General features: G+C 60.4%; 21 protein-coding genes. 10 read left to right on the forward strand and 11 right to left on the reverse strand.

Annotation, left to right across the window (positions count from 1 at the left end; all coding sequences use genetic code 11):
* Window positions 1–10 precede the first annotated feature (10 nt).
* The 5 genes from BM403_RS22405 (at window position 11) to BM403_RS22425 (ending at window position 5,282) form a co-directional block, all read left to right on the forward strand.
* On the forward strand, window positions 11–637 hold the full coding sequence (locus BM403_RS22405; RefSeq protein WP_046035882.1) for a c-type cytochrome: 627 nt from the start codon (window positions 11–13) through the stop codon (window positions 635–637).
* A gap of 168 nt (window positions 638–805) precedes the next feature.
* A complete protein-coding gene (gene dsbA, locus BM403_RS22410; RefSeq protein WP_010207835.1) occupies window positions 806–1,441 on the forward strand; it encodes a thiol:disulfide interchange protein DsbA in 636 nt (211 codons plus the stop codon).
* 10 nt (window positions 1,442–1,451) lie between these two features.
* A complete protein-coding gene (locus BM403_RS22415) occupies window positions 1,452–2,330 on the forward strand; it encodes an endonuclease/exonuclease/phosphatase family protein (protein ID WP_093544872.1) in 879 nt (292 codons plus the stop codon).
* Window positions 2,327–4,381, forward strand: a complete 2,055-nt coding sequence (locus BM403_RS22420) for a GGDEF domain-containing protein (RefSeq protein WP_093544875.1) — start codon at window positions 2,327–2,329, stop codon at window positions 4,379–4,381. Before BM403_RS22415 ends, BM403_RS22420 begins: the two co-directional genes overlap by 4 nt.
* A gap of 88 nt (window positions 4,382–4,469) precedes the next feature.
* Complete coding sequence (locus tag BM403_RS22425) at window positions 4,470–5,282, forward strand: N-acetylmuramoyl-L-alanine amidase (RefSeq protein ID WP_012721530.1); 813 nt, start codon at window positions 4,470–4,472, stop codon at window positions 5,280–5,282.
* Between the two features lie 59 nt (window positions 5,283–5,341).
* Here BM403_RS22425 and BM403_RS22430 read toward each other — a convergent pair whose 3' ends face one another.
* The gene (locus BM403_RS22430) at window positions 5,342–7,129 is read right to left on the reverse strand and encodes an ATP-binding protein (RefSeq protein ID WP_012721531.1); all 1,788 of its coding nucleotides are present in this window, start codon (window positions 7,127–7,129) and stop codon (window positions 5,342–5,344) included.
* Window positions 7,130–7,139: 10 nt separating this feature from the next.
* The gene (gene algB / locus BM403_RS22435) at window positions 7,140–8,486 is read right to left on the reverse strand and encodes a sigma-54-dependent response regulator transcription factor AlgB (RefSeq protein ID WP_012721532.1); all 1,347 of its coding nucleotides are present in this window, start codon (window positions 8,484–8,486) and stop codon (window positions 7,140–7,142) included.
* 379 nt (window positions 8,487–8,865) lie between these two features.
* On the opposite strand from algB, the gene BM403_RS22440 reads away from it, so the two are divergent.
* The 5 genes from BM403_RS22440 to BM403_RS22460 all read left to right on the forward strand — a co-directional run bounded on the left by BM403_RS22440 (window position 8,866) and on the right by BM403_RS22460 (window position 13,287).
* Window positions 8,866–9,150, forward strand: coding sequence for a hypothetical protein (locus BM403_RS22440; RefSeq protein ID WP_046035913.1), 285 nt, complete (start codon window positions 8,866–8,868; stop codon window positions 9,148–9,150).
* Between the two features lie 78 nt (window positions 9,151–9,228).
* Window positions 9,229–9,393 carry a DUF1328 domain-containing protein gene (locus BM403_RS22445; RefSeq protein ID WP_003170804.1) on the forward strand — a complete coding sequence of 55 codons (165 nt, stop codon included), beginning with the start codon at window positions 9,229–9,231 and terminating at the stop codon, window positions 9,391–9,393.
* Between the two features lie 2 nt (window positions 9,394–9,395).
* Window positions 9,396–9,863, forward strand: coding sequence for an inhibitor of vertebrate lysozyme family protein (locus tag BM403_RS22450; protein ID WP_012721534.1), 468 nt, complete (start codon window positions 9,396–9,398; stop codon window positions 9,861–9,863).
* A gap of 764 nt (window positions 9,864–10,627) precedes the next feature.
* Window positions 10,628–11,959, forward strand: a complete 1,332-nt coding sequence (gene gltP, locus BM403_RS22455; protein WP_012721535.1) for a glutamate/aspartate:proton symporter GltP — start codon at window positions 10,628–10,630, stop codon at window positions 11,957–11,959.
* A 98-nt stretch (window positions 11,960–12,057) separates the two neighbouring features.
* A complete protein-coding gene (locus tag BM403_RS22460) occupies window positions 12,058–13,287 on the forward strand; it encodes a nucleoside recognition domain-containing protein (RefSeq protein ID WP_012721536.1) in 1,230 nt (409 codons plus the stop codon).
* A gap of 92 nt (window positions 13,288–13,379) precedes the next feature.
* Here BM403_RS22460 and BM403_RS22465 read toward each other — a convergent pair whose 3' ends face one another.
* From BM403_RS22465 to BM403_RS22505, 9 genes are all read right to left on the reverse strand, one after another.
* The gene (locus tag BM403_RS22465; RefSeq protein ID WP_093544878.1) at window positions 13,380–13,991 is read right to left on the reverse strand and encodes an ABC-type transport auxiliary lipoprotein family protein; all 612 of its coding nucleotides are present in this window, start codon (window positions 13,989–13,991) and stop codon (window positions 13,380–13,382) included.
* Complete coding sequence (locus BM403_RS22470) at window positions 13,988–14,926, reverse strand: MlaD family protein (RefSeq protein ID WP_012721538.1); 939 nt, start codon at window positions 14,924–14,926, stop codon at window positions 13,988–13,990. Before BM403_RS22470 ends, BM403_RS22465 begins: the two co-directional genes overlap by 4 nt.
* A gap of 1 nt (window position 14,927) precedes the next feature.
* Window positions 14,928–15,731 carry an ABC transporter ATP-binding protein gene (locus tag BM403_RS22475; RefSeq protein WP_012721539.1) on the reverse strand — a complete coding sequence of 268 codons (804 nt, stop codon included), beginning with the start codon at window positions 15,729–15,731 and terminating at the stop codon, window positions 14,928–14,930.
* The gene (locus BM403_RS22480) at window positions 15,728–16,876 is read right to left on the reverse strand and encodes an ABC transporter permease (protein WP_064053128.1); all 1,149 of its coding nucleotides are present in this window, start codon (window positions 16,874–16,876) and stop codon (window positions 15,728–15,730) included. The genes BM403_RS22475 and BM403_RS22480 overlap by 4 nt, the downstream gene beginning before the upstream one ends.
* 53 nt (window positions 16,877–16,929) lie before the next feature.
* Window positions 16,930–17,961 carry a DUF5924 family protein gene (locus tag BM403_RS22485; protein WP_012721541.1) on the reverse strand — a complete coding sequence of 344 codons (1,032 nt, stop codon included), beginning with the start codon at window positions 17,959–17,961 and terminating at the stop codon, window positions 16,930–16,932.
* Between the two features lie 72 nt (window positions 17,962–18,033).
* Window positions 18,034–19,416 carry a M16 family metallopeptidase gene (locus BM403_RS22490; protein ID WP_093544882.1) on the reverse strand — a complete coding sequence of 461 codons (1,383 nt, stop codon included), beginning with the start codon at window positions 19,414–19,416 and terminating at the stop codon, window positions 18,034–18,036.
* A 57-nt stretch (window positions 19,417–19,473) separates the two neighbouring features.
* A complete protein-coding gene (locus BM403_RS22495; protein ID WP_093544885.1) occupies window positions 19,474–21,132 on the reverse strand; it encodes a Na/Pi cotransporter family protein in 1,659 nt (552 codons plus the stop codon).
* 403 nt (window positions 21,133–21,535) lie between these two features.
* A complete protein-coding gene (locus BM403_RS22500) occupies window positions 21,536–22,303 on the reverse strand; it encodes a TerC family protein (protein ID WP_012721544.1) in 768 nt (255 codons plus the stop codon).
* 68 nt (window positions 22,304–22,371) lie between these two features.
* Window positions 22,372–23,679 carry a CitMHS family transporter gene (locus tag BM403_RS22505; RefSeq protein WP_003170826.1) on the reverse strand — a complete coding sequence of 436 codons (1,308 nt, stop codon included), beginning with the start codon at window positions 23,677–23,679 and terminating at the stop codon, window positions 22,372–22,374.
* Between the last annotated feature and the right edge of the window lie 30 nt (window positions 23,680–23,709).

A 23,709-nucleotide genomic window follows, 5' to 3' on the forward strand; every position in this document is an offset into this window, starting at 1 on the left:
GGATTAGCTGATGAACAAACTGATCGTGAGTCTGCTGTTGACCTTGGGCATCACAGGCGCTGCCGTCGCTGCAGAGGGCCCCCTTAAAGGTGATGCCACTGCCGGTCAAGCGAAGGCCGCTGTATGTGGTGCTTGCCATGGACCGGATGGTAACAGCCCGGCGCCGAACTTCCCCAAACTGGCCGGCCAGGGTGAACGTTACCTGACCAAGCAACTGCACGACATCAAGGACGGCAAGCGAACGGTGTTGGAAATGACCGGCTTGCTGACCAACCTCAGCGATCAGGACCTCGCGGACCTCGCAGCGTATTTTGCCAGCCAGAAAGGCAGTGTGGGAGCTGCTGATCCGAAACTGGTGGCCCGTGGTGAGAAACTGTTCCGCGGCGGCGACCTGGAAAAAGGCCTGCCAGCCTGCACCGGCTGCCATTCGCCCAATGGCGCGGGCATAGCCGCCGCCGGCTTCCCGCACCTGAGTGGCCAGCACGCGACCTACATCGCCAAACAGTTGACCGATTTCCGTAAGGAAGAGGCAGGGCGAGCTAACGATGGCGACGCAGCGATCATGCGTACCATTGCGCGCAAGCTGAGCGATGAAGACATTGCAGCGGTCTCCAGCTATATCCAGGGCCTGCACTAACATGCCTGCAACGTTAACACTCGATTAATCCAGCGATGCAAGCATAAAAAGGGTGGCTTAGGCCGCCCTTTTTTGTGGCCGGTGCCGTTACACTAACGAACTCATGCCCGCGCAGACCTGTCACAACAAAGGTCGCGTGAGGCGACTTTATTTGTCCAGGAGTAAAGCATGCGTAATCTGATCCTCAGCGCCGCTCTCGTCACTGCCAGCCTCTTCGGCATGACCGCACAAGCTGCCGACGTGCCGCTTGAAGCCGGTAAAACCTACGTTGAATTGGCTAACCCGGTTCCGGTCTCGGAGCCAGGCAAGATCGAAGTGGTGGAGCTGTTCTGGTACGGCTGCCCGCATTGCTACGCCTTTGAGCCGACCATCAACCCATGGGTCGAGAAGCTGCCTAAAGACGTGAACTTCAGACGTATCCCTGCCATGTTCGGTGGCCCATGGGATGCCCACGGCCAGCTGTTCCTGACCCTGGAAGCCATGGGCGTGGAGCATAAGGTCCACAACGCGGTATTCGACGCGATCCAGAAACAAGGCAAACGCCTGACCAAACCAGACGAAATGGCTGACTTCGTGGCCACCCAAGGTGTCGACAAGGACAAGTTCCTTGCCACCTTCAACTCCTTCGCGATCCAGGGCCAGATCAAACAGGCCAAGGAGCTGGCGCAGAAGTACGGCGTGCAGGGCGTTCCAACCATGATCGTCAACGGCAAATACCGTTTCGACCTGGGCACCTCCGGTGGTCCTGAGCAGACCCTCAATGTTGCCGACCAGCTGATCGCCAAAGAGCGCGCAGCCAAGTAAGGGGCTCGTCATGCGCCGCTGGGGTACCGAACGCGTGGTTGGCCTGCATGATCCGCAGGTCAACGAACATCACCTGGAGTCCACGGGGTTGCCGCCGGACAGCCGCTTGCGGCTGCTCAGCTTCAATATCCAAGTGGGGATCAGTACCGAGAAGTACCGTCACTACCTCACCCGTGGCTGGCAGCACCTGCTGCCCCACACCGGGCGGGCCGGCAACCTGCAAAAGATTGGCAACCTATTGAATGACTTCGATCTGGTTGCGCTGCAGGAAGCCGACGGCGGCAGCATGCGTTCCGGTTACATCAATCAGGTGGAGCACCTGGCCCAGCTCGGCGCGTTCCCCTATTGGTACCAGCAACTCAATCGCAACCTCGGGCGCCTGGCGCAGCACAGCAATGGTGTGCTCAGTCGCCTGAAGCCCTCCGCCATCGAAGACCACCCGCTGCCAGGCCCCAAGGGCCGGGGGGCGATCCTTGTGCGTTTTGGCGAAGGCCCAGAGGCGCTGGTGGTGGTGATGATGCACCTGGCGTTGGGTGCGCGCACCCGCACGATGCAACTGGCCTACATCCGCGAGCTGATTGGCGGTTACAAACACCAGGTACTGATGGGTGACATGAACACCCATGCCAATGACCTGTTGTTGAATTCTCCGTTGCGCGACCTCGGGCTACTGGCTCCGCAAGCCGAAGCCACATTCCCCAGCTGGCGCCCGCAACGCTGTCTTGACCATATTCTGCTCAGCCCTACCCTCACACTCGAGAGTGTGCAGGTGCTGGCGCAGCCCATCTCCGATCACCTGCCGGTCGCGGTAGAGATTCGTCTGCCGGGTTCGCTCACGGCTGATGCATTACCCGCGTTGAGCCCCGGTCCTCGCGGACCCCTTGCATGAGCGACGACGCCCAGCGCTGGAAAGAGAAATACCTCAAAAGCATCGAGCAACAAGAAAAGCTCGAACGCCGTTGGGCAGCCCGCCTCGACCTGCTACGCCGTGGGCTGGTGCGCAGCACGCTGGCCGCTGAAGGCACCGACCGCGCCGTCGACCAGTGTATGAAGGAAATGCGTGACGTTGTCCGTACTGATGATATGGACGCCGCCCTCGCCGCCTTGCTGCCGCGCCTGGAAAAAGCCGTGCTGGATTCGGAGCAGCGCCGTGAAACCCGGGTCGACCAGATCAGCACCGCGCTGACGTCCCTGGTTACCCAGCTGCAAAAGTTGCCATTACCGCGTGAGGTTGCCCGGCCGCTTAAGACGTTCGCCAAGCAGTTGGACGGCCGAGTCAGCCAGGCACGTGAGATCCCCTTGCTGCTCAGCGAGTTGAGTGGCCTGCAGGGCCAGGCGCTGAACAACCTGGAGCCGGACGGCGAAACCACACGCCCAGGGCCGGGGCTTTTGCAGCGCCTGTTTGGTTCCAAAGACGTCGCGACCGAGCCGGAGGCCAGCGAATCGACAGCCCGCCCGGCACCGCAACCCATTGTGGCCAAGCCTGTCGCCGAGCCCCAACCGCCTGAACAGTCCGAGGAACTGACGCAAGCCTTGCGCGCCTTTGCGCCGCCGTCTCAGGAAAAGGTTAACCCCGCAGTTGAGTCGGCCGTGCCGGCCAAGGTGGCGGACGCTGTCAGTGAAACGTTTGTGTACGAGGCTCCGCCTCAAGCTGAGCCCGTCGAAGCGTCCGTAGCGTCCGTAGCGCATGTCGAGCGGGAGCTTCCGACAGAAGAGCCGGCACCGGAAAGCGCCCTCGCCGCCTTTATCGAAACGCCTGCCGTTCAGGTCGAAACGCCGGGTGAGACCACCATCGGCAGCCTGTCGCTCCCTCCTGTGCTGGAGGTCGAGGAGTCCGACCCCGACGAACTGCAAGCGGACGGCACGTATGCCTTACCTGATTCGCCGGAGCCGTCCTACAGCTCGGTAGCCAAGCATATTGAAGACACTCTGCTCGGGCTGCTGGAGGAGTTGTCGCTACCCGAGCGTCACCGGCCCCAGGCCGAGGCCATGCGTGAGCGTCTGGCGCACGGCCTGAACTGGTACGAACTGCTACCGATCCTCGACGACCTGGCCGTCTTGATGCTGGCAATCACCGACAGCGGCCAGCACGAATTCGAGGCTTACCTCAAGCAGCTCAACGAGCGTCTCGAAGCGTTCCAGGGGCATTTGCAGGTCGCCAGCGACGGCCATGCCGATAGCCGTTCGGCCGCCCGTGAGCTGGACACGCAGATCCGCGAACAGGTCGATGGCCTGCAAAGCAGCGTGCAGGAGGCCGCCGATCTGGAAAGCCTCAAGCACGTATTGGAAAGCCACCTCGAAGGTCTTCTCGGCACCATGGACGAGCACCAGCAGCAGCGTGACCAGCGAGAGCAGGAAACGGCAGCGCGACTGAAAGGCTTGGCCGAGCGGGTTGCCAATATGGAGCAGGAAGCCCAGGGCTATCGCGAGCATTTGGAGGTGCAGCGCCAGAAGGCCTTGATCGATCCGCTCACTGGCCTGCCCAACCGCGCCGCCTGGAGTGAGCGGCTCGATCACGAGGTCAACGCCTGGCATCAACGGGGTAACAGCCTGTCGCTGGCGATGCTGGACTTGGATCACTTCAAGCGCATCAACGACGGCTACGGCCACCTGGCTGGCGACAAGGTGCTGAAGATCATCGCCAACGTATTGCGCAAGCGCCTGCGGCCGACCGACTTTATCGCGCGTTTCGGCGGTGAAGAGTTCGTGTTGCTGATGCCCGACTCATCCCTCGCGGATGCCCTGGCGGCAGTTGAAGTGTTACGCGGCGCGATTGAAGCCTGCCCGTTTCACTTCAAGGGCGAGCCAGTGACAATCACTGTGTCCATGGGGGTGGCGCAGTTCCAGCCGGGAGAGCGCAGTGAACTGGCGCTCAAACGCGCGGATGCGGCCTTGTACCGGGCCAAGGCCGCAGGCCGAAACCAAGTGCAGGCCGCCTAAAAAATGTTCCATTTTGTAATTTGACGGTTAGGTCACAAGCGGTACGTTACACTGTTGCATTATCGTCTTCAGCGTAACGTCTTCCGTCATGAAATTTTTGTACATTGCCTTTGTGTTTCTTTTCCTTGCGGGCTGCGCCAGCGGCCCTCGCCTGGACACCAACCACCCCTCGGTGAACCACGACAACCGCGTGCAGTTCGTGGTGGTGCATTACACCTCCACCAACCTTGAGCGCTCCCTGGCATTGCTCACCCACGGTCAGGTGAGCAGCCATTATCTGATCGGCGACGATGCCTCAGGCACTATCTACAAGCTGGTGGATGAGAGCCAGCGCGCCTGGCATGCCGGGGAAAGCGAATGGATGGGCCGCACCTGGCTCAACTCCAGCTCCATTGGTATTGAGATCGTGAACCCTGGCTACAAGGACACGCCGACAGGCCGCTTGTGGTATCCGTACTCCGAAGCCCAAGTGAAATCGCTGGTGGTGCTGCTCAAGGACATCAGCAAGCGCAATGGCATCGACCCCAAGAACATCATCGGCCACAGCGATATCGCACCGCTGCGCAAGCTGGACCCGGGTCCCTTGTTCCCCTGGAAGCGCCTGGCCGCTGAGGGGCTGGGTGTTTGGCCGGATGCACAGGCCGTCGCGCGGTTCCAGGTGCAGTACGCCACAGAACTGCCGAGCATTACCTGGTTCCAGGAACAATTGGCCCACTTGGGTTACCAGACGCCACAGACTGGAGAGCTGGATGTGGCTACACGTCATGTGATCGCGGCGTTCCAGATGCATTTCCGGCCATCGCTGTTCGACGGCACGCCTGACGCGCAAAGCGCTGCGATCCTGCGAGCGTTGAACTGTGGCGAGCAAGCGTGCTTGCGCTCGGGTGCGGAGCGCCCTTAAGAGGCGGGTGGAGCGGTGCGACGCTTCAACAAGCGTCCTTGCTACAACAAGCGGGGTTCCTACAAAGGCAACGCCATATAGAACTGAGTGCCCTGCCCCGGCCGCGAGTACACACCCATGCGGCCGCCGTGCAATTGCACGATCTCTTTGCACAGCGCCAGCCCCAGGCCGGCGCCGCCTTTCTTGCGACCCACCTGCACAAAGGGCTCGAAGATCCGCCCCTGCTGCCCATAGGCGATGCCTTCGCCGTTATCTTCGACGCTGATAATCACGCGCTCGCCGTGGCGGCGTGCCTGCAGACGAATCTGCCCCCCATTAGGCGTGTGGCGTAGGGCATTGCCCAGCAGGTTGTCGAGCACCCGTTCCAACTGTGCTTGGTCCGCATATAACCGCGGCAGGTCGGATTGGGCTTCTACCATCAGCTCGACGTTTTGCACGTTGGCCGGCTCGACGAAGCGTGCTCGTGCGTGTTCAAGCAGATCGGTCACGTCGCACGGGCCTAAGGTGAGCTTCTGCAGGCCGTTCTGGTAGCGCGAGAAGTTGAGCAGGTCGTTGATCAATTGCATCAGCCGCTGCATCTCTTCATTGACTGTATCCAGCAGGTCCGCTTCACGGGAGTCCGGTGGAAATTTCGCCCGCTCGCGGAACAGCCCGAATGCCATGTGCATGCCGGTCACCGGTGTTCGCAGCTCATGGGAGGCGCGCAGTACGAACTCGCTGCGTACCCGCTCGAAGGCGCGTTGTTCGGTGACGTCATGCAGCACCATCACCGCCCCGAGGATATGCCCCTGGGTATGGCTGACGGGGGTCAAGCTGTAGGTCAACAGGCGCAATTCGCCTTCGACTTCCACTTCCAGATCTTCCGGCGCCCGCTCCAGGCTGCCGCCACGCAGTACCAATTGCAGCTGTTCATCCAGTTCCGGTCGCACCAGGGCCTCGCCCAGGCCCTGGCCAAGGCGCTCCTCGTCCCAGCCCAGTTGGCGTTGGGCCACCGGGTTGAGGTGTTCCAGGCGGCCTTGCCGGTCAATCATCAGCAGACCATCGTCTATGCTGTCGAGCACCGCTTGCAGGCGCTGCTGACCAGCCAGGAGTTCATCGACATTGGTCGCCTGATGCTGGCGCAACGCCTCGGCCATGATGCCGAAGCGGCGGGTGAGTTGGTTCATCTCTGCTGCCGACGAGATCGGCAGTGTCACTTCGAAATCGCCCTGCCCTATCTTGTCCGCCGCCTTGGCCAGCGCTTCGATCGGTCCGCCAAAACGCCGGGCGATGCCATGCGCCGTCACAAACCCGATGATCAGCACCGCGAGCCCGACCAGCCCCAGTAGCCCGGCGATCAGCAGGGCACGTTCGCGGGATTTGTGTTCGCTGTTGCTGATGTTCTCCAAGGCCTGCTTGTGCTCGTTGATCAAGCCATTGCGCAGCGCATTGAAGGTGTCGGTGAGTTTTTCCTTGGCCCCAGGTGGAGGGGTCGGTTGCTGGGACTCGTCAAAAGCGTTCAGCAGTTCCTGATACTGGCCCTTGGCCTGGCTGAACCCCGTCCCGCGACCGTCGCGTTGTTCATGGGCGATACCTTGGTCCAGCAGGTCGACGTAGCGCTGCTTGGAGGTTTGCAAGGCCTCGGGGTCGGGGCGCTCCTCCAGCATCATGATCAACTGATCACCCAGGCTCTGACGCAGCTTGAGGCCCAGGTCCAAGGTGATGAAGTTGCTGCGAATCAGGGATTCCTGAGTCTTGGCCATTTGCATGACGCTGACCAGGCCCAGGATCAAACCCAGCAGGGCAACGGTGATCAGCGCTGAGATGCTCAGGAATAGCCGAGTGCGCAGCTTCATCGCTAACTTCATAGGGTACAGCTCACAGGTTGTACTGTTTGCGTTTGCGGTACAGGGTCGACGCGTCGATACCCAGGGTGCGAGCCGCCTGGTCCAGGGTGTCGCTGGTGGCGAGCACGGCGCCGATGTGAGCTTTCTCCAGCTCGTCCAGGCTCAGCGCCGCGCCGATCCGCGGAGCGTTGTTGGTCGGCTGCTCGGCCATCCCCAGGTGGCTGATTTCTACCTTCTCTTGCGGGCAAATGATGCTGGCGCGCTCTACTACGTTGCGCAGCTCGCGGATATTTCCCGGCCAGCGGTAGTTGAGAAGGGCCTCGCGCGCTTCGTCGCTGAAACCGCGCGCCGGTCGGGCGTAGTCCTTGACGAAACGTGCCAGGAAGCGGTCGGCCAGGGTCAGGATGTCCTCGCTACGTTCGCGCAGCGGCGGCAAGTGCAGGGTGATCACGTTGAGGCGGTAGAGCAGATCTTCGCGGAAGCGGCCATCACGCACCATGTCTTCCAGGTTCAGGTTGGTGGCGGCGAGGATGCGCACATCCGCACGTCGGGTAACGGGGTCACCGACCCGCTCATATTCTTTGTCTTGGATAAAGCGCAGTAACTTAGGTTGCAACGTGAGCGGAAAATCGCCGATTTCGTCGAGAAACAGCGTGCCGCCGTCCGCCTGGTTGACACGGCCCAAGGTGCTTTCACTGGCGCCGGTAAAGGCACCACGACTATGGCCGAACAGCTCGCTCTCCATCAGTTCCGCCGTCAGCGACGGGCAGTTGATGGTCACACAGGATTTCTTCGAGCGCTTGCTCCAGCCGTGAATGGCTCGGGCCAGTTCACCTTTACCCGTGCCGGATTCACCCAGGATCAGAATGTTGGCGTCTGTGCCAGCCACCTGGCGTGCGGTTTCCAGTACTACCATCATCGACGGGCTGTGGGAATCAAGGCCGTCTTTCGGTTGGCGCACTGCGCCTTCCAAGGCTTCGAGGCGCGCAGAGAGTTGACGCACTTCCAGCTGCTTAGCAGTGGCAAGGCGCAGTTGGTCTGGGCTGCAAGGCTTTACCAAGTAGTCAGCGGCACCGGCCTGGATCGCATCAACGGCAGTGTCGACCGCCGAATGGGCGGTGACAATGACCACACGCATCCATGGCGCCTGGATGCGCATCTGGGCCAGTACGTCCAAGCCGTTGTCTTCACCCAGGCGCAAGTCCAGGAAGCACAGATCGAACACTTGGCGCTGCATCAAGGTATCCGCTTGGGCAGCGCTGTTCGCCGTGGCGACGGTGTAGCCCTCATCTTCCAGGCAATAACGGAAGGTGCGGAGGATCGCGGATTCGTCATCCACTAAAAGAATGCGGCCTTGAAGTTCCTTGGCTGATTCCATCTGTCCCGCGCTCCTTAACTCTATGAATGATGGTGTTTAGTCCCGGAATAATCGGGCAAGTTGCATGGTTTATTCTGATCGATAAAAGACAACGTCGTGGAGGTATCTGCATCACTTCGTACAAGGCGCCGATTGCTGGCGTTTTCATGCCGTCTTGCCACTTCGGCAACACACCCTCTGTGTTCTATCCCTTGATCCGACCGCTGGCTATCGTGCATTTCGCACGGCCCTCAAGGGGGCATCGTGCAGGATGCTGGGAGCTTGTTGGTTTATAAATATTTAACTCATTGATTTTATTGGTATTTATTTTGTAAAAAAGCTGGCATGCGCTCTGCAATACCTCTCCTAACGAATAATCAGAATGCGGGAGAACATCAGCATGACTCGCCAAAGCTTCAGCCCACTGCGTGTATCGCCACTGCGCTTGCAGCAAGGTCTGTTTGCCAGCCTGGCCTTGATGGTCACGTTGATTGGCGGCCAGCAGTTGCAGCATTGGCAGCAGAGTCAGCAGCAGATCCCGCAATTTGAACGTCCGAGCATGACCCAAACCCATTTCCGTTCCGTTGGCAGTGTTGCTGCCGATGCAACAGCCCCGCAATTGCAGATGGTTGATCAGGAATCTTCCCTGAGTGAACTGCCGTCGCAAGAGCGTTGGGTGTTCTAGGCACCAAAAGCCGCTCGTGTTGAGTGGCAGTACGGCACTACCGCTGTTACCTCTAAAAGAAGCATAAGGAGAATCACCATGTTGAGTTGGGCAATCACATTTCTGATCATCGCCATTGTGGCTGCAGTCCTGGGCTTCGGTGGTATCGCGGGCACCGCCACGGGTATCGCAAAAATTCTGTTTGTGGTCTTCCTGGTGATGTTCATCGCTTCCTTCTTCTTTGGTCGTCGCGGCCGAGGCTGAAAATGACCACTTTGTCCTTCAAAGCCATTACTGCCGCCCTATTGTTGGGCGGCAGCGGTTTGGTGATGGCCGCCAATGACGGTCAATCCCGGGCCAACGAATTGCTCAGCGCGGACCCGCAATACCGTGAGACCTGGCAAAGCGTGGTGAAGAAAGAAGAGCGCCTCCCGGAATGGGTGATGAACCTGTCGGGTACGGCCGAGCAAATGAATGCCGTGGAAGAAGATGGCGACAAGTACTTGGTCGGGCCGCTCTGCGAAACCGCAGACACCTGCCGGAACAAGCGTCTGATCGTTGCCTTCAGCCTCGACAAGGAAGATGCCTACGCCATGTTGGTGGAAGTCCCGGCCGGCCTGCCGGCGGACAAGTCCCCAACGCGCCACGCCGATTACCGGTTTATCGGTAAACCGGATGAAGGCATGCAGAAGTTGCTGATGGAACAGCTGAAGAAAGATCCGAATTGGTACTAGGTTCCGTCCGGCGCGTCTGTCGTCAGCGGGACCAGCGTCCATAGAAAGAAGCCCCCTCGCTTCTTTCTGTTTGCACTGCTCGCCAAGGGTGGTGCATGACCAGGGGGCCGGGTTGCTCTGATCAAATGGGATCGGCGTGACCTACGGGTACAGGGAGTGCCTGCGCAAGGGCCGGGTCAGGAGAAAAGCTGCGACGCAGGTTCACAAGCCCATCGCTTGCTGAACTTGCGGCGGGCTTGTGACTTTCATTCATTCCCCCGCCTCTCATATCGCTCTGTCATACCTCTCGCTCTGTTATACCTCCCATAGCCGCAAATTTTGTTATCGCTCGCCTTTAACCATTTCTTGGTGTGTCGAGACGACCATCTATCGATAAAATTTTCGTCGCGCCATAGGACATATCTGACGTCAGGTCGCGGATTCCCCAGGCATTTCTGCCAGCACCGCAAAGACGTGCTGCATCTCTAGGCGAGCCGGGTTTGGCAGGTTAACGGCATATTTGCCGGACAATCTGTCGCATTTGAACTGACCGTTCGGACAGTTATTATGAAAAAAGGCCATGCCGATTCGGCATAGGGTAGGCGTTTACGGCATTAGACGTCGCTCCCTTGCATGGGAATAGTTGCGCCTTTTTTCGCCTGCCAGTAAGCCATTTCGGCCACGCTGCGGTGACCTTCCATGGAGGCAGATGCACACACTTTTTCGCTCTCGAGCGTTGCAGCTGGCGCATTTGCCTTAAGTTCACTTGAAGTAAGGGTAATGACATGAAGAAGGCAAAGCTAAGCCTCGCCTGGCAGATCCTCATCGGTTTGGTGCTGGGGATCGCAATCGGTGCAGTGCTCAACCATTTCAGTGCTGAAAAGGCCTGGTGGATCAGCAATGTGTTGCAGCCAGCGGGCGATATCTTTATCCGCCTGATCAAGATGATCGTGATCCCAATCGTGATCTCCTCGCTGATCGTCGGCATTGCCGGTGTCGGTGACGCGAAGAAGCTCGGGCGTATCGGTGTCAAAACCATCCTTTACTTCGAAATCGTCACCACCATTGCCATTGTGGTCGGCCTGCTGCTGGCCAACGTGTTCCACCCAGGCGCTGGCATCGACATGAGTACCCTGGGTACCGTCGACATCTCCAAGTACACCGCCACCGCTGCTGAAGTGCAGCATGAGCATGCGTTTATCCAGACCATCCTCAACCTGATCCCATCGAACATCTTTGCCGCTGTTGCCCGTGGCGAGATGCTGCCGATCATCTTCTTCTCGGTACTGTTCGGCCTCGGCCTGTCGAGCCTCAAGCCTGAGCTGCGCGAGCCGCTGGTGACCATGTTCCAAGGCGTGTCCGAGAGCATGTTCAAAGTCACCCACATGATCATGAAGTACGCCCCGATCGGCGTATTCGCATTGATCGCCGTGACCGTCGCCAACTTCGGCTTCGCCTCGCTGTTGCCGTTGGCCAAGCTGGTGATCCTGGTTTACGTCGCCATCCTGTTCTTCGCTTTCGTGATCCTCGGCCTGATCGCCCGCCTGTTCGGCTTCTCGGTGATCAAGCTGATGCGCATCTTCAAGGATGAGCTGGTACTGGCCTATTCCACCGCCAGCTCCGAAACCGTGCTGCCACGCGTGATCGAGAAGATGGAAGCCTACGGCGCGCCGAAGGCGATCTGCAGCTTCGTGGTGCCGACCGGCTACTCGTTCAACCTCGACGGTTCGACCCTCTACCAGAGCATTGCGGCGATCTTCATCGCCCAGCTGTATGGCATCGACCTGTCGATCGGCCAGCAACTGATGCTGGTGCTGACCCTCATGGTCACCTCCAAAGGCATCGCCGGTGTGCCGGGCGTGTCCTTCGTGGTGTTGCTGGCCACGCTGGGCAGCGTGGGCATTCCGCTGGAAGGCCTGGCGTTTATCGCCGGTGTCGACCGCATCATGGACATGGCACGTACCGCCCTGAACGTAATCGGCAATGCCCTTGCAGTGCTGGTGATCTCCCGTTGGGAAGGCATGTACGACGATGCCAAGGGCGAGCGCTATTGGAATTCGCTGCCGCACTGGCGCAGCAAGGAAGCCTCGCCGCTGGGGCAAGCCACCCGCAGCTGATAATACGACTGCTCTGACACAAACCCCGGAAAATTCCGGGGTTTGTCGTTTCTGCCAGCCCCGCTATCATTCGCTCCATTCTTCGGGGGATTTAACTGATGCTCAATGGCCTGTGGCTTGGCTTCTTTGTCGTGGCAATGGTGTCGGCACTGGCGCAATGGCTGGTCGGCGGTAACGCCGGGATTTTCGCGGCGATGGTCGAAAGCATTTTCGCCATGGCCAAACTGTCGGTGGAAGTGATGGTGCTGCTGTTCGGCACCCTGACGTTATGGCTGGGCTTTTTGCGCATCGCCGAAAAAGCCGGGATCGTCGACTGGCTGGCCAAGGCCCTCGGCCCGCTGTTCCGCCGCCTGATGCCGGAAGTGCCCGCCGGCCATCCGGCCATCGGCTTGATCACCCTCAACTTCGCTGCCAACGGCCTGGGCCTGGATAACGCCGCCACGCCTATCGGTTTGAAAGCGATGAAGGCGCTGCAGGAACTCAACCCAATCCCCAACACGGCGAGTAACGCGCAGATCCTGTTCCTGGTGCTCAACGCCTCATCGCTGACGTTGTTGCCGGTCACCATCTTCATGTACCGCGCCCAGCAAGGCGCTGCGGACCCAACACTGGTGTTCCTGCCAATCCTGCTGGCGACCAGCGCGTCCACCTTGGTGGGCCTGCTGTCGGTGGCGGTGATGCAGCGCCTGCGGCTGTGGGATCCGGTGGTGCTGGCCTATCTGATTCCAGGCGCACTGGTGCTGGGCGGCTTCATGGCGCTGCTGGCGACCCTCTCCGCCACCGCTCTGGCCGGGTTGTCGTCGATCCTGGGCAACCTCACGCTGTTTGGCCTGATCATGTTGTTCCTGGTGATCGGTGCGTTGCGCAAGGTCAAGGTGTATGAGGCGTTTGTCGAAGGGGCCAAAGAAGGCTTCGATGTGGCCAAGAACCTGCTGCCCTACCTGGTGGCGATGCTGTGTGCCGTGGGTGTGTTGCGTGCCTCAGGGGCGCTGGATTTTGGCCTTGAAGGCATTCGCCATGTGGTCGCCTGGACGGGCATGGACACGCGCTTTGTGGATGCCTTGCCGACCGCGATGGTCAAGCCGTTCTCCGGCAGCGCTGCGCGAGCGATGCTGATCGAGACCATGCAGACCCAGGGCGTGGACAGCTTCCCGGCGTTGGTGGCGGCGACGATTCAGGGCAGTACCGAGACCACTTTCTATGTGTTGGCGGTGTACTTTGGTTCGGTGGGGATCCAGCGGGCACGGCATGCCGTGGGTTGTGCGTTGCTGGCGGAGTTTGCCGGTGTGGTGGCGGCGATTTCGGTGTGCTACTGGTTCTTCGGTTAAGGCTTGGATTGCTATCGGGGGCAAGCCCCCTCCCACATTTGAATGTGTTCACAGATCAACCTGTGGGAGGGGGCTTGCCCCCGATGAGGCCCTCAGTGTTTAGCTGCGTTATTGCCTTGCTGAACCACCCAATCCACCACCTGCTTATTCAACTGATCCCCCGCCTGTCCAAACCCGGCGACCACCGCCGGCACCTTGGTACCGCTCACCGGTTGCCTCACTTCAAACCGCCGACTGGCAACAATCCGCTGATCACTGCCGCGTACCAGGCGCGCGTCCAGGCGAATCACCACCTCCACCGCACTGCCGCGGTATTCACTCTGGAACGCCTGCAATTGCCCGCCCAGTTCATAGTCGGACTGCAGGTTGGTGTCATCGGTACTCAGCAGCGTCACCCGACCATCGCGTTGAAAGCCATCCATGAAGCGGTTGCGCAACAGTACCGGCGACGGATCGCTCCAGCGCGAGTTGGCATAGCTGCTGATCAGGTCGCCATTGGGCACCACGGCAATACGTGGGCTGTCGAGAAATTCGCTGGTCTGCGGCTTATTCACACGCAGCGACCAGCTGACCGGCGCACCCTGGCTGGTGGTCTGGGCCGAGGCCAGGCGATACACATCAGAAGGGTCGGCCTTGGGCAGGATCGAGCACGCGCTCACGAGTGCCAGCGCCACAGGGGCGATCATTTGGTAAACACGCTTCATGGCGTGAACTCCTTGTTCTTGTCGCTGCCCAGCAGGTAACCGCTGGGGTTGGCTTCCAGGCGGCGGGAGATGGCGCGCAGCGAACCGAGCGTTTCGCGCAGTTCGCGCACGGCCGGCGCCAGTTCGTTGAGGCCTTGCATGCCGCTGTTCACCGAGTCCTTGTTGTTGGTCAGCAAGGTGTTGATGGTCGCGGTGCTGTGTTCCAGGGACTTCATGGCCTGCTCGGCGCTGCCAAAGGCCTGCTTGCCTTGTTCGTTGAGCAAGCCGTTGGCGTTGCGCATCAGCACAGTGGTCTGCTCCAGGGCGGCGCTGGCCTGTTTGCTCACTTGCATCAGTTGCTGCATCACCACCTTGATATCGCCGCGCTGGTCGGCGATGACGCCGGTAGTTTTTTGCAGGTTATCGAGGGTGTTGCTCAGGCGCTCGACGTTCTCGCGGGAAAACAGGTCGTTGGCGTTATGCAACAGCAGGTTGATGCTGGTCATCAGGTCGTTGCTGTTGTTCAGCAGGCGCGCGATAGGTGAGGGTGAGGCGATGATTTCCGGCAAGTTACCGTCTTTGCCCTTGAGTTCGGGGCTTTGCGGCGTACCGCCGCTGAGTTGGATAATCGAGGTGCCGGTGATGCCGGTCAGCGCCAGCTTGGCCTGGGTGTCTTCCTTGATCGGCGTCTCACCGGCCAGGCGGATACGTGCCAGTACGCGACGCGGATCTTTGGGGTCCAGGCGCAGGCTGATCACATCGCCCACTTTAATCCCGCTGTACTGCACCGAACTGCCCTGTGACAGGCCGCTGACCGCCTCGTTGAAAATCACTTCGTAATCCTGGAAGGCGCTGTCGACGCTGGACTTGGCCAGCCACAGGCCGAACAACATCGCGCCGACTACCACGATCACGCTGAACAAACCGATCATCACATGATGGGCTCGGGTTTCCATGTCATACCTCGTTGAGCGATTGAGCGGCATCCAATGCCGCGCGGCCTCGGGGGCCGTGGAAATATTCGTGAATCCACGCGTCGTCCGTTTCGGAGACGACATCGATGGCGTCGGCCACCAGCACCTTTTTCTGTGCCAGCACTGCCACGCGGTCGGTGATGGTGTACAGCGTGTCCAGGTCGTGGGTGACCAGGAACACGCTCAGGCCCAGCGCATCGCGCAGGGTCAGGATCAGTTGATCGAATTGCGCCGCGCCAATCGGGTCGAGGCCAGCGGTGGGTTCGTCGAGAAACAGGATGTCGGGGTCCAGGGCCAGCGCACGGGCCAGCGCGGCGCGCTTGATCATGCCACCCGACAGTGACGCCGGGTATTTGTCGGCTGCCGACAGTGGCAACCCGGCCAGGGCCAGTTTGACCGCGGCCAGGTGCTCGGCGTCGCGGCGGCTGAGGCCGGCGTGCTCGATTAATGGCAGCGCTACGTTTTCGGTCACGGTCAGCGAGGAAAACAGCGCGCCCTTCTGGAACAGCACGCCAAAGCGTCGCTCCACCAGGGATCGCTCATGCTCCGCCAGGCTCGGCAGGTTCTTGCCGAACACCCGGACTTCGCCTGCGCTGGGCCGGCGCAGTCCGACGATGCTGCGCAACAACACCGACTTGCCGCTGCCGGAGCCGCCGACCACGGCAAGGATCTCGCCTTTGTACAAGTCCAGGTCGAGGTTCTCGTGCACGCGTTGAGTGCCAAAGCGATTGCACAGGCCACGCACTTCAATCACCGCCTCGGCGGTCGCACGGTGTAAGCGACTCACCAGCCCATCTCCATAAAAAACAGCGCGGCGACCGCGTCCAGCACGATCACCACAAAAATCGATTGCACCACGCTGGAGGTGGTGTGGGCACCGACGGACTCGGCGCTGCCGCTCACCTTGAAGCCTTCCAGGCAGCCGATGGCGGCGATCAGGAAGGCGAAGATCGGCGCTTTCACCAGGCCCACCAGGAAATGCTGCACGCCAATGTCCGATTGCAGCAGTGAGAGGAACATCGCCGGCGAAATATCCAGGGCCACGGCGCACACCACGCCACCGCCGACAATGCCCGAGAGCATTGCCAGGAAGGTCAGCATCGGCAGCGCTACCAGTAGCGCCAGTACGCGCGGCAATACCAGCAGTTCCATCGGGTCCAGGCCCAGGGTGCGGATCGCGTCGATCTCTTCGTTGGCCTTCATCGAGCCGATTTGTGCGGTAAAGGCACTGGCGGTGCGACCGGCGATCAGGATCGCGGTCAGCAACACTCCGAATTCGCGCAGGAAGGAGAACGCCACCAGGTCGACGGTGAAAATCGTCGCGCCAAAACTCTTGAGTACGGTGGCGCCGAGGAACGCCACCACGGCACCGACCAGAAAGGTCAGCAGGGCCACGATGGGGGCGGCGTCGAGGCCGACCTGTTCCAGGTGCGCGACCATCGGAGTGAGGCGCCAACGCCTGGGCCGGAAAATTCCGCGGGCGAAGGTTTCGAGGATCAGGCCGATAAAGCCCAGCAGTTGCTTGCTGTCTTGCCAGACGGTGTCTACCGCCCGGCCGATGCGAGCCAGCACTTGAATACCGGCGGCTTCTTCCGGGGCTTTCTCCGGTACGCAAAAATCATTCAGGGAGCGGTAGACGGTCTTGAGCAGTGCACGGTCAGCGGCAGACAAGCTGCAATCGGTCTGCTCGGCGGATTGCTCGATGCGGGTCGGTCCCAGCAACTCCACCAGCAGCGAGGCGCCGGCGGTATCGAGGGCGCCCAGGCCATTGAGGTCGATACGCGCGCCCGCATCGTATTGGCCGTCGAGCTTGTCCGACAGCTTCTTCAGGCTGGCATAGTGGGCAAGCGTCCAGTCTCCCGTAATCCTCAGCTGTGGCGGGGTGATGGACGTATCGAGGTGGGCTGCACCGGCCGAGGTACTGGTGGTCATAAGCTCCGAGCTTGTTGGCTATCCACAATTCCTACGTAATAGCACGATCCTGCCTACTTTGGGTTGTCCGTTTGTGCTGAGTCCGTCACTTTGAAACGCAGCACGCCGATCACCTGCCCGTCTTCGGTCAGCACCTGTACCTGCCAGCGACCCACGGCATCGGCGGGGAAGTTCTGCTTGTGGGTCCAGGCGCGATAGCCCTCTTTGCGCCCGCCGTGGATATCCAGGGCGATGCGGTCAACCTCTTTGCCATTGAATTTCCACACGTGGTAAATCCGCTCATCCAGCCCACGCGGGGCGTTGATCGCGGTGTAGGCGTAGAGCCCGCCGCTGCGCAGTTGAGCGGCGGTGACTTCCTTGAGGTCGTCGCCCGGCGTGCGGTCTTGCAGTTGGGTGCTGATGGCCACTTCGGTCATCCACAGCGTGGCTGGCGGCACCCAGCTGCGCAGGAACCAACCGGCGCAGCCAATCGCAGCGGTGACCCCCAGTAGCATCGCCCAGCCTTTGAGGCTGCGCAGCGGCAGGCTTACCGCCAGGCTCGGGATCGACAGTGCCATGGCGACGCCGAGGGCCAGCTTGTAACTCTCAGCCGTGGTCAGGTGCAGGATGATCGGCAGTGCGGTGAGCAGCGCCGCGAACAGCGTGAAGGTGTGCAGTGCGAGGAACAGCGAGCGTTTGGGCGCCAGCCATTTGTAGTACAGCGGGTCGATTATCGATACCAGCGCTGCGGCGCCGAGCAGGCCGGTGAACACCGACTGGCCACTGTTCCAGGCGGTGGTGATGAAAAAGAACGGCAGCACAAAGAACAGGCTTTCCTGGTGAATCATCTGGGTCGCATAGCGCAGCAGCGGCTCGGGGATTTCGCGCTTGAAGACTTTGGTGAACAGCTGGGTAAAGCTGTTTTCCAGCATCAGCCACAGCCAGCTCACCAGCATGATCACGGCGATCCAACTGGCCATGCCCTGCTGGCGATCCACCAGAATGAAGCTGCCCACACCCGAGACAAAACCGCCAAGTGCTATCACCCCGGGGTAGCGCTTCATCAGTTCGAGGATGCGGGTGATCAAGCGGGTCAGGTTTTGCATTCGGCGGTTCGCAGTCTTTGTAGGAGAAAATCCCAGACAGAATAACGTCTTAGCCCGTTGTCCGGTGCCTCATTACGCAAACCGTTTGCGATAAACCCGCACTCCGATCAACACAAAGGTGATCAAACCGAGCACGCCGGCACCGATCCAACTCAGGCCGTCATAGCTGAGCAGCGGTTTCTCGATACGCCAGTAGCCGGGCTGCTGGAACACTTGGCGCATGGCCTGGTTGGTCTGCTCCAGGCTTACCGCCTTGATGCGCTTGACCGGGTCGCTGAAATGGCCGTTGTTGTAGTCACCGGAAGCGCTCCAGTAGTAGTCGGCCAGCGCGCTGTTGCCCTGCACTGCCCAGGCCTGGCGCGCGATGGCGGCTTGTTGCAAGCGAGCGAATACCGCCGGATCGAGGCCATCCTTGAGCAGTTGGGCCTTGAGGTCATGGAGAACCTGCTCTGCTTCGGGGAGGTTTTCGCGCTCAAGGTCGGCATTCAAGCTGAGGAAACCGACGCCGCCGAGGACTTCACGTTCGCTCCAGGGGCCGTAGGACAAACCGTGCTTGAGGCGCAGTTGGCGGTACAGCGCCCAATCGAGGTAATCCTTGAGCAGGTCGTAGGTCTCATCATGCTGGTCGTCCAGCACCGGCTCGGGGAACAGCCAGTGCAGCTTGGCGCTGTCGCCGACCCAGCCGTGGATCAGTTCGCGATGGCTGGCGGCGGCGTGCTGGATCTCCGGCAGCGCTGGGTGTTCAGTGGGGTCAACCGGGTCGAGTTGCCCGAAGGTGCGCTCCAGATAGGCCGGCAGCAGCTTGTCGAGGTCGCCGACGATGATCAAGGTCATGTTGTTGGGCGCGTACCAGTGTTTGCGCAGGTGCTCCAACTGGTCGCGGGTCAGGTGGTCGACCTCGGCGCGCTCGGCGCATTTGAGTCCCAGTTCGACCGCCAATTGGTTGCTGGCGGTGTGGCCCAGGTCCTGGCGGTCCAACAGGCGTTGCAGGTGTGAGTAGTGGCCGCCGTCTTCACGTTCGACGACCTGCTTGGCGGCGTTGATATTGGCGTCGGTCAGTTCGGTGCGGGTGATGATCGCCAGCAGCAGGTCCAGCACTTTGCGCTGGTTTTGTGCGGGCGCCTCGATCACAAAGGTGGTGTCGGCGTTGCTGGTGTAGGCATTCCACTCGCCGCCCAGCGCTTGCATGCGGTCTTCCAGCTCACCTTCGCCGCCGCCGTCGATGCCGCTGAACAGCAAGTGTTCCAGCAGGTGCGGCAATTCCTTGTCTTCGCAGCTGAAGTCATCCAGGCCCACGCCCACCACCAGGCGGATCGCCACATGCCCGCGCTCGGTGCCCGGTTTGAGCAACAGTTGCAGGCCGTTGGGCAAGGTATAGCCCTCGACTTGCAGGCGGTCAAAGGCGAAGACGTGGGCAGAACCCATGAGCAGACAAGCGAACAGCAGGCGACGCATAACAAGCTTCCTGGCGAGTGAGGTCAGTGTTAACTGACTTCACGGGCCATCGTACGTTCAGGGCGAATGTGTGATGTCGGCAATATCTTCGGCAGAGAGCGCGCCGGTGTCGGACGTTTCCAAGACTACATAGGCACTGCTGCAAAACAACGAGTTCAGTCGTTTCATGTCGGCAATCAGTTCCAGGTGCAGGGAGCTGGTCTCCAGGCTTTGCACGATTTTGCGCTGTAGCCGGCTGACGTGGGCATGTGCCAGGCGGCGTTCCTGGGCGCGGAAACGGCGTTTTTCGCGCAGCAATTGGCGGGCGCTTTCCGGGTCGGCGCTGAGGAACACCGACAGGCCCAGGCGCAGATTGGCGATCAGTTGGCTGTGCAGGCCAGTGAGTTCTTCCAGGCCGACTTCGGAGAACTGGCGACGCTGTGAGGTTTTTTGCTGCTGGACTTTGCGCAGCATGCGTTCGATCAGGTCGCCGGCCAGTTTCAGGTTGATGGAAAGCTCGATGATTTCCGCCCAGCGGCGGCTGTCGTGCTCGCTGAGGTCTTCGCGGGGCATCTGCGCCAGGTAGAGTTTGATCGCGCTGTAGAGCGACTCGACGTCATCGCTGAGGCTGCGCATTTCCTGGGTGATGGCGGTCTGTTTACCACGCAGGACTTCCTGCATGGCGGTGAGCATATTGTCGATCAGGTCGCCCAGGCGCAGGGTTTCACGGGCGGCGTTGGCCAGCGCCAGGCTCGGTGTGGCCAGGGCGGCCAAGTCAAGGTGGCGGGGTTTGGCCTTGCCATTGGTTTCTTCGCGCTCGGGCAGCAACCAGGCACATAGCCGGGCCATCGGGCCGATGGTCGGCAACAGGATCAGGCAGCGGCTGACGTTATAGAGCAGGTGGAAGGTGATGACCATGCCTTGGGCGCTGTAGTCCAAGCCGTCCATCCACAGCACCAGCGGGTCGAGTACCGGGATGATCAGCAGCAAGCCGATCAACTTGTACAGCAAGCTGCCCAGCGCCACTTGGCGTCCGGCGGCGTTTTGCATGCTCGTGCTGAGGAAAGCCAGGACGCCGCTGCCGATGTTGGCGCCGATCACCAGGCCGATCGCCACGTGCAAGCCGATCACGCCGGCGCCGGCGAGGGTGGCGGTCAGCAGGACGGCGGCCAGGCTGGAGTAGGAAATCATCGCGAACAAAGCGCCGACCAGGGCGTCGAGCAAAATGTCGCCGGTCAACGAAGCGAACAGCACTTTCACACCTTGGGCGTGGGTGATGGGGCCGGCGGCTTCGACGATCAATTGCAGGGCGAGGATGATCAGCCCTAGGCCGATGCCGACCCTGCCCAACTGCCCTGCCCGCGTTTGTTTACGCGACAGAAAGAAAATCACCCCGAGAAAGATCAGCAGCGGTGACAGCCAGGACAAGTCAAACGTCAGCACCCGCGCCATCAGCGCGGTACCGACGTCTGCACCGAGCATGGTCGCCAAGGCGGGCATCAGCCCCATCAGGCCCTGGCCGACAAAGGAGGTCACCAGCATTGCCGTGGCGTTGCTGCTCTGCACCATGGCGGTCACCAGGATACCGGCGATAAACGCCAGCCAGCGCCTGGACATGTTCTGCCCGATGACTTGGCGCAAGTTGGAACCGTAGACCCGCAGGATGCCGGTACGGACGATGTGCGTGCCCCAGATAAGCAGGGTCACGGCGGAAAGCAGATTGAGCAGGGTCAGCATGCTCGGCCCCCCGTGTAGGTGCGCTCTAAAATGAGCGAAGGAAAGTTACCGCGTGCCGCTCTACGTCTTTTACTTAAGCTGTAGTTGGCGAATGGGCTCTGCGCCAGCATCGCATAGCTAAAGTGGGGATTGAAACAAAACTGTCATGAAATCAGCTTTTTGCAGATGAGAAAAAGGGGCTCGAAAGCTAATGCCAGTCAGTTAAGGGTGAGCACCGTACCTGTGGCGAGGGAGCTTGCTCCCGTTGGACTGCGCAGCAGTCCCAGTCTTTTGAAACAAAGAGCTGGGGCCGCTTCGCGGCCCAACGGGAGCAAGCTCCCTCGCCACAGGTTATTTTGTACCCTTTCTACGTCTTAACTGACTGGCATTAGGCTCGAAAGCCCCTTTCAGCAGCGGGTCAGCTTTATTGACCCGGAATGTCTTTGCGCAGTTTCACCGGATCCTGCTGTTTGCGCTTTTTCGCGATGGCCGTACGCATCTTGATGTTCACCGCTTCCACCGCCAGCGAGAACGCCATGGCGAAGTAAACGTAGCCTTTTGGCACGTGCACATCGAAGGATTCGGCGATCAGTACAGTACCCACCACCAGCAGGAACGACAGGGCCAGCATCTTCAGCGACGGGTGCTTGTCGATGAATTCGCTGATGGTGCCTGCGGCCAGCATCATCACCAGTACCGCAACAACAATCGCCGCGACCATGACCGGCACGTGGGAGACCATGCCAACAGCGGTGATCACCGAGTCCAGGGAGAACACGATGTCGATGATCGCGATCTGGATGATGGTGTAGATGAACTTACCACCCTTGCCGCCTGGCTCGTCGTGGGTTTCGTCTTCACCTTCCAGTGCGTGGTACATCTCCTGGGAGCTTTTCCACAGCAGGAACAGACCACCGAAGAACAGGATCAGGTCGCGGCCGGAAATGCCTTGGCCGAAGACCACGAACAGGTCGGCGGTCAGTTGCATCACCCAGGTGATCGACAGCAGCAACATGATGCGCGTGACCATGGCCAGGGCCAGGCCGAAGATCCGGGTGCGCGCCTGCATATGCTTGGGCATGCGGCTGACCAGGATCGAAATCATGATGATGTTATCGATGCCCAGGACGATCTCGAGGGCCGTCAGGGTGAAGAAGGCAATCCAGATTTCCGGATTGGTCAGCCATTCCATGTGTATTCCTTTGAGCAAGTGTTAAACCGCGCAAGCTGCAGCGCCGCGCGGTGAGTGAGTCGGTACGATTATAGAGTGCTGAACAGCGGAAAAATCCCCATCAGCAATGCGGCGAACATTATGCACAGGCACACCAGTACTGCCCACTTCAGGGTGAAGCGCTGGTGATCGCCAAATTCGATACCGGCCAGGGCTACCAGCAGGTAGGTCGACGGTACCAGCGGGCTGAGCAAGTGCACAGGCTGGCCAACGATGGAGGCGCGGGCCATTTCCACGGCGGTGATGCCGTAGTGGCTGGCGGCTTCGGCGAGCACTGGCAGAACGCCATAGTAGAACGCGTCGTTGGACATGAAGAAGGTAAACGGCATGCTCACCAGTGCGGTGATCACGGCCAGGTAAGGGCCCATGGCCTCCGGGATGACCGCCAGCAGGCTCTTGGACATGGCGTCGACCATGCCGGTACCGGACAGGATGCCGGTGAAGATACCCGCGGCGAAGATCAGACCCACCACCGCCAGTACGCTGCCGGCGTGGGCGGCGACGCGGTCTTTCTGCTGTTGCAGGCAGGGGTAGTTGACGATCATCGCGATACTGAATGCCACCATGAACAGCACCGGCAACGGCAACAGACCGGCGATCAGGGTGCACATCAGGGCCAGGGTCAGTGCGCCGTTGAACCAGATCAGCTTGGGACGACGAGCGTCGGGGTATTGCGACACGCTGATTTCACTGTGGTCGATCTCATCGCCTTGCAGGTGCAGTTCACCCAGGCGCGCACGTTCGCGTTTGCCGTACATGTAGGCAATCACCAGGATCGCCACCACGCCGGCGGCCATCGCCGGGATCATCGGTACGAAAATATCCGATGGGTCCACATGCAGCGCACTGGCGGCACGGGCGGTCGGGCCGCCCCAAGGGGTCATGTTCATCACGCCACCGGCGAGGATGATCAAGCCTGCCATGATCCGCGGGCTCATGCCGATGCGCTGGTACAGCGGCAGCATCGCGGCCACGCAGATCATGTAAGTGGTAGCGCCATCACCGTCGAGGGACACGACCAGGGCCAGCACGGCGGTACCGACGGAGACCTTCAGCGGGTCGCCCTTGACCATCTTGAGGATCTTGCGCACGGCCGGGTCGAACAGGCCGGAGTCGATCATCAGGGCAAAGTAGAGAATGGCGAACATCAGCATCACGCCGGTCGGCGCGAGCTTGGTGATGCCTTCGAGCATCATCGGGCCGATCTTCGGGGCGAAACCGCCGAACAGCGCAAACAGGATCGGCACGATGATCAGGGCGATCAGCGCGGACAGGCGCTTGGTCATGATCAGGAACATGAACGTGATGACCATGGCAAAGCCAAGGAAAGTCAGCATAGGAATACTCCAGGCGTAGCGTGGCTAGGG

Source organism: Pseudomonas sp. OV546 (assembly GCF_900116845.1).
In the GTDB taxonomy this organism is placed as follows: domain Bacteria; phylum Pseudomonadota; class Gammaproteobacteria; order Pseudomonadales; family Pseudomonadaceae; genus Aquipseudomonas; species Aquipseudomonas petroselini.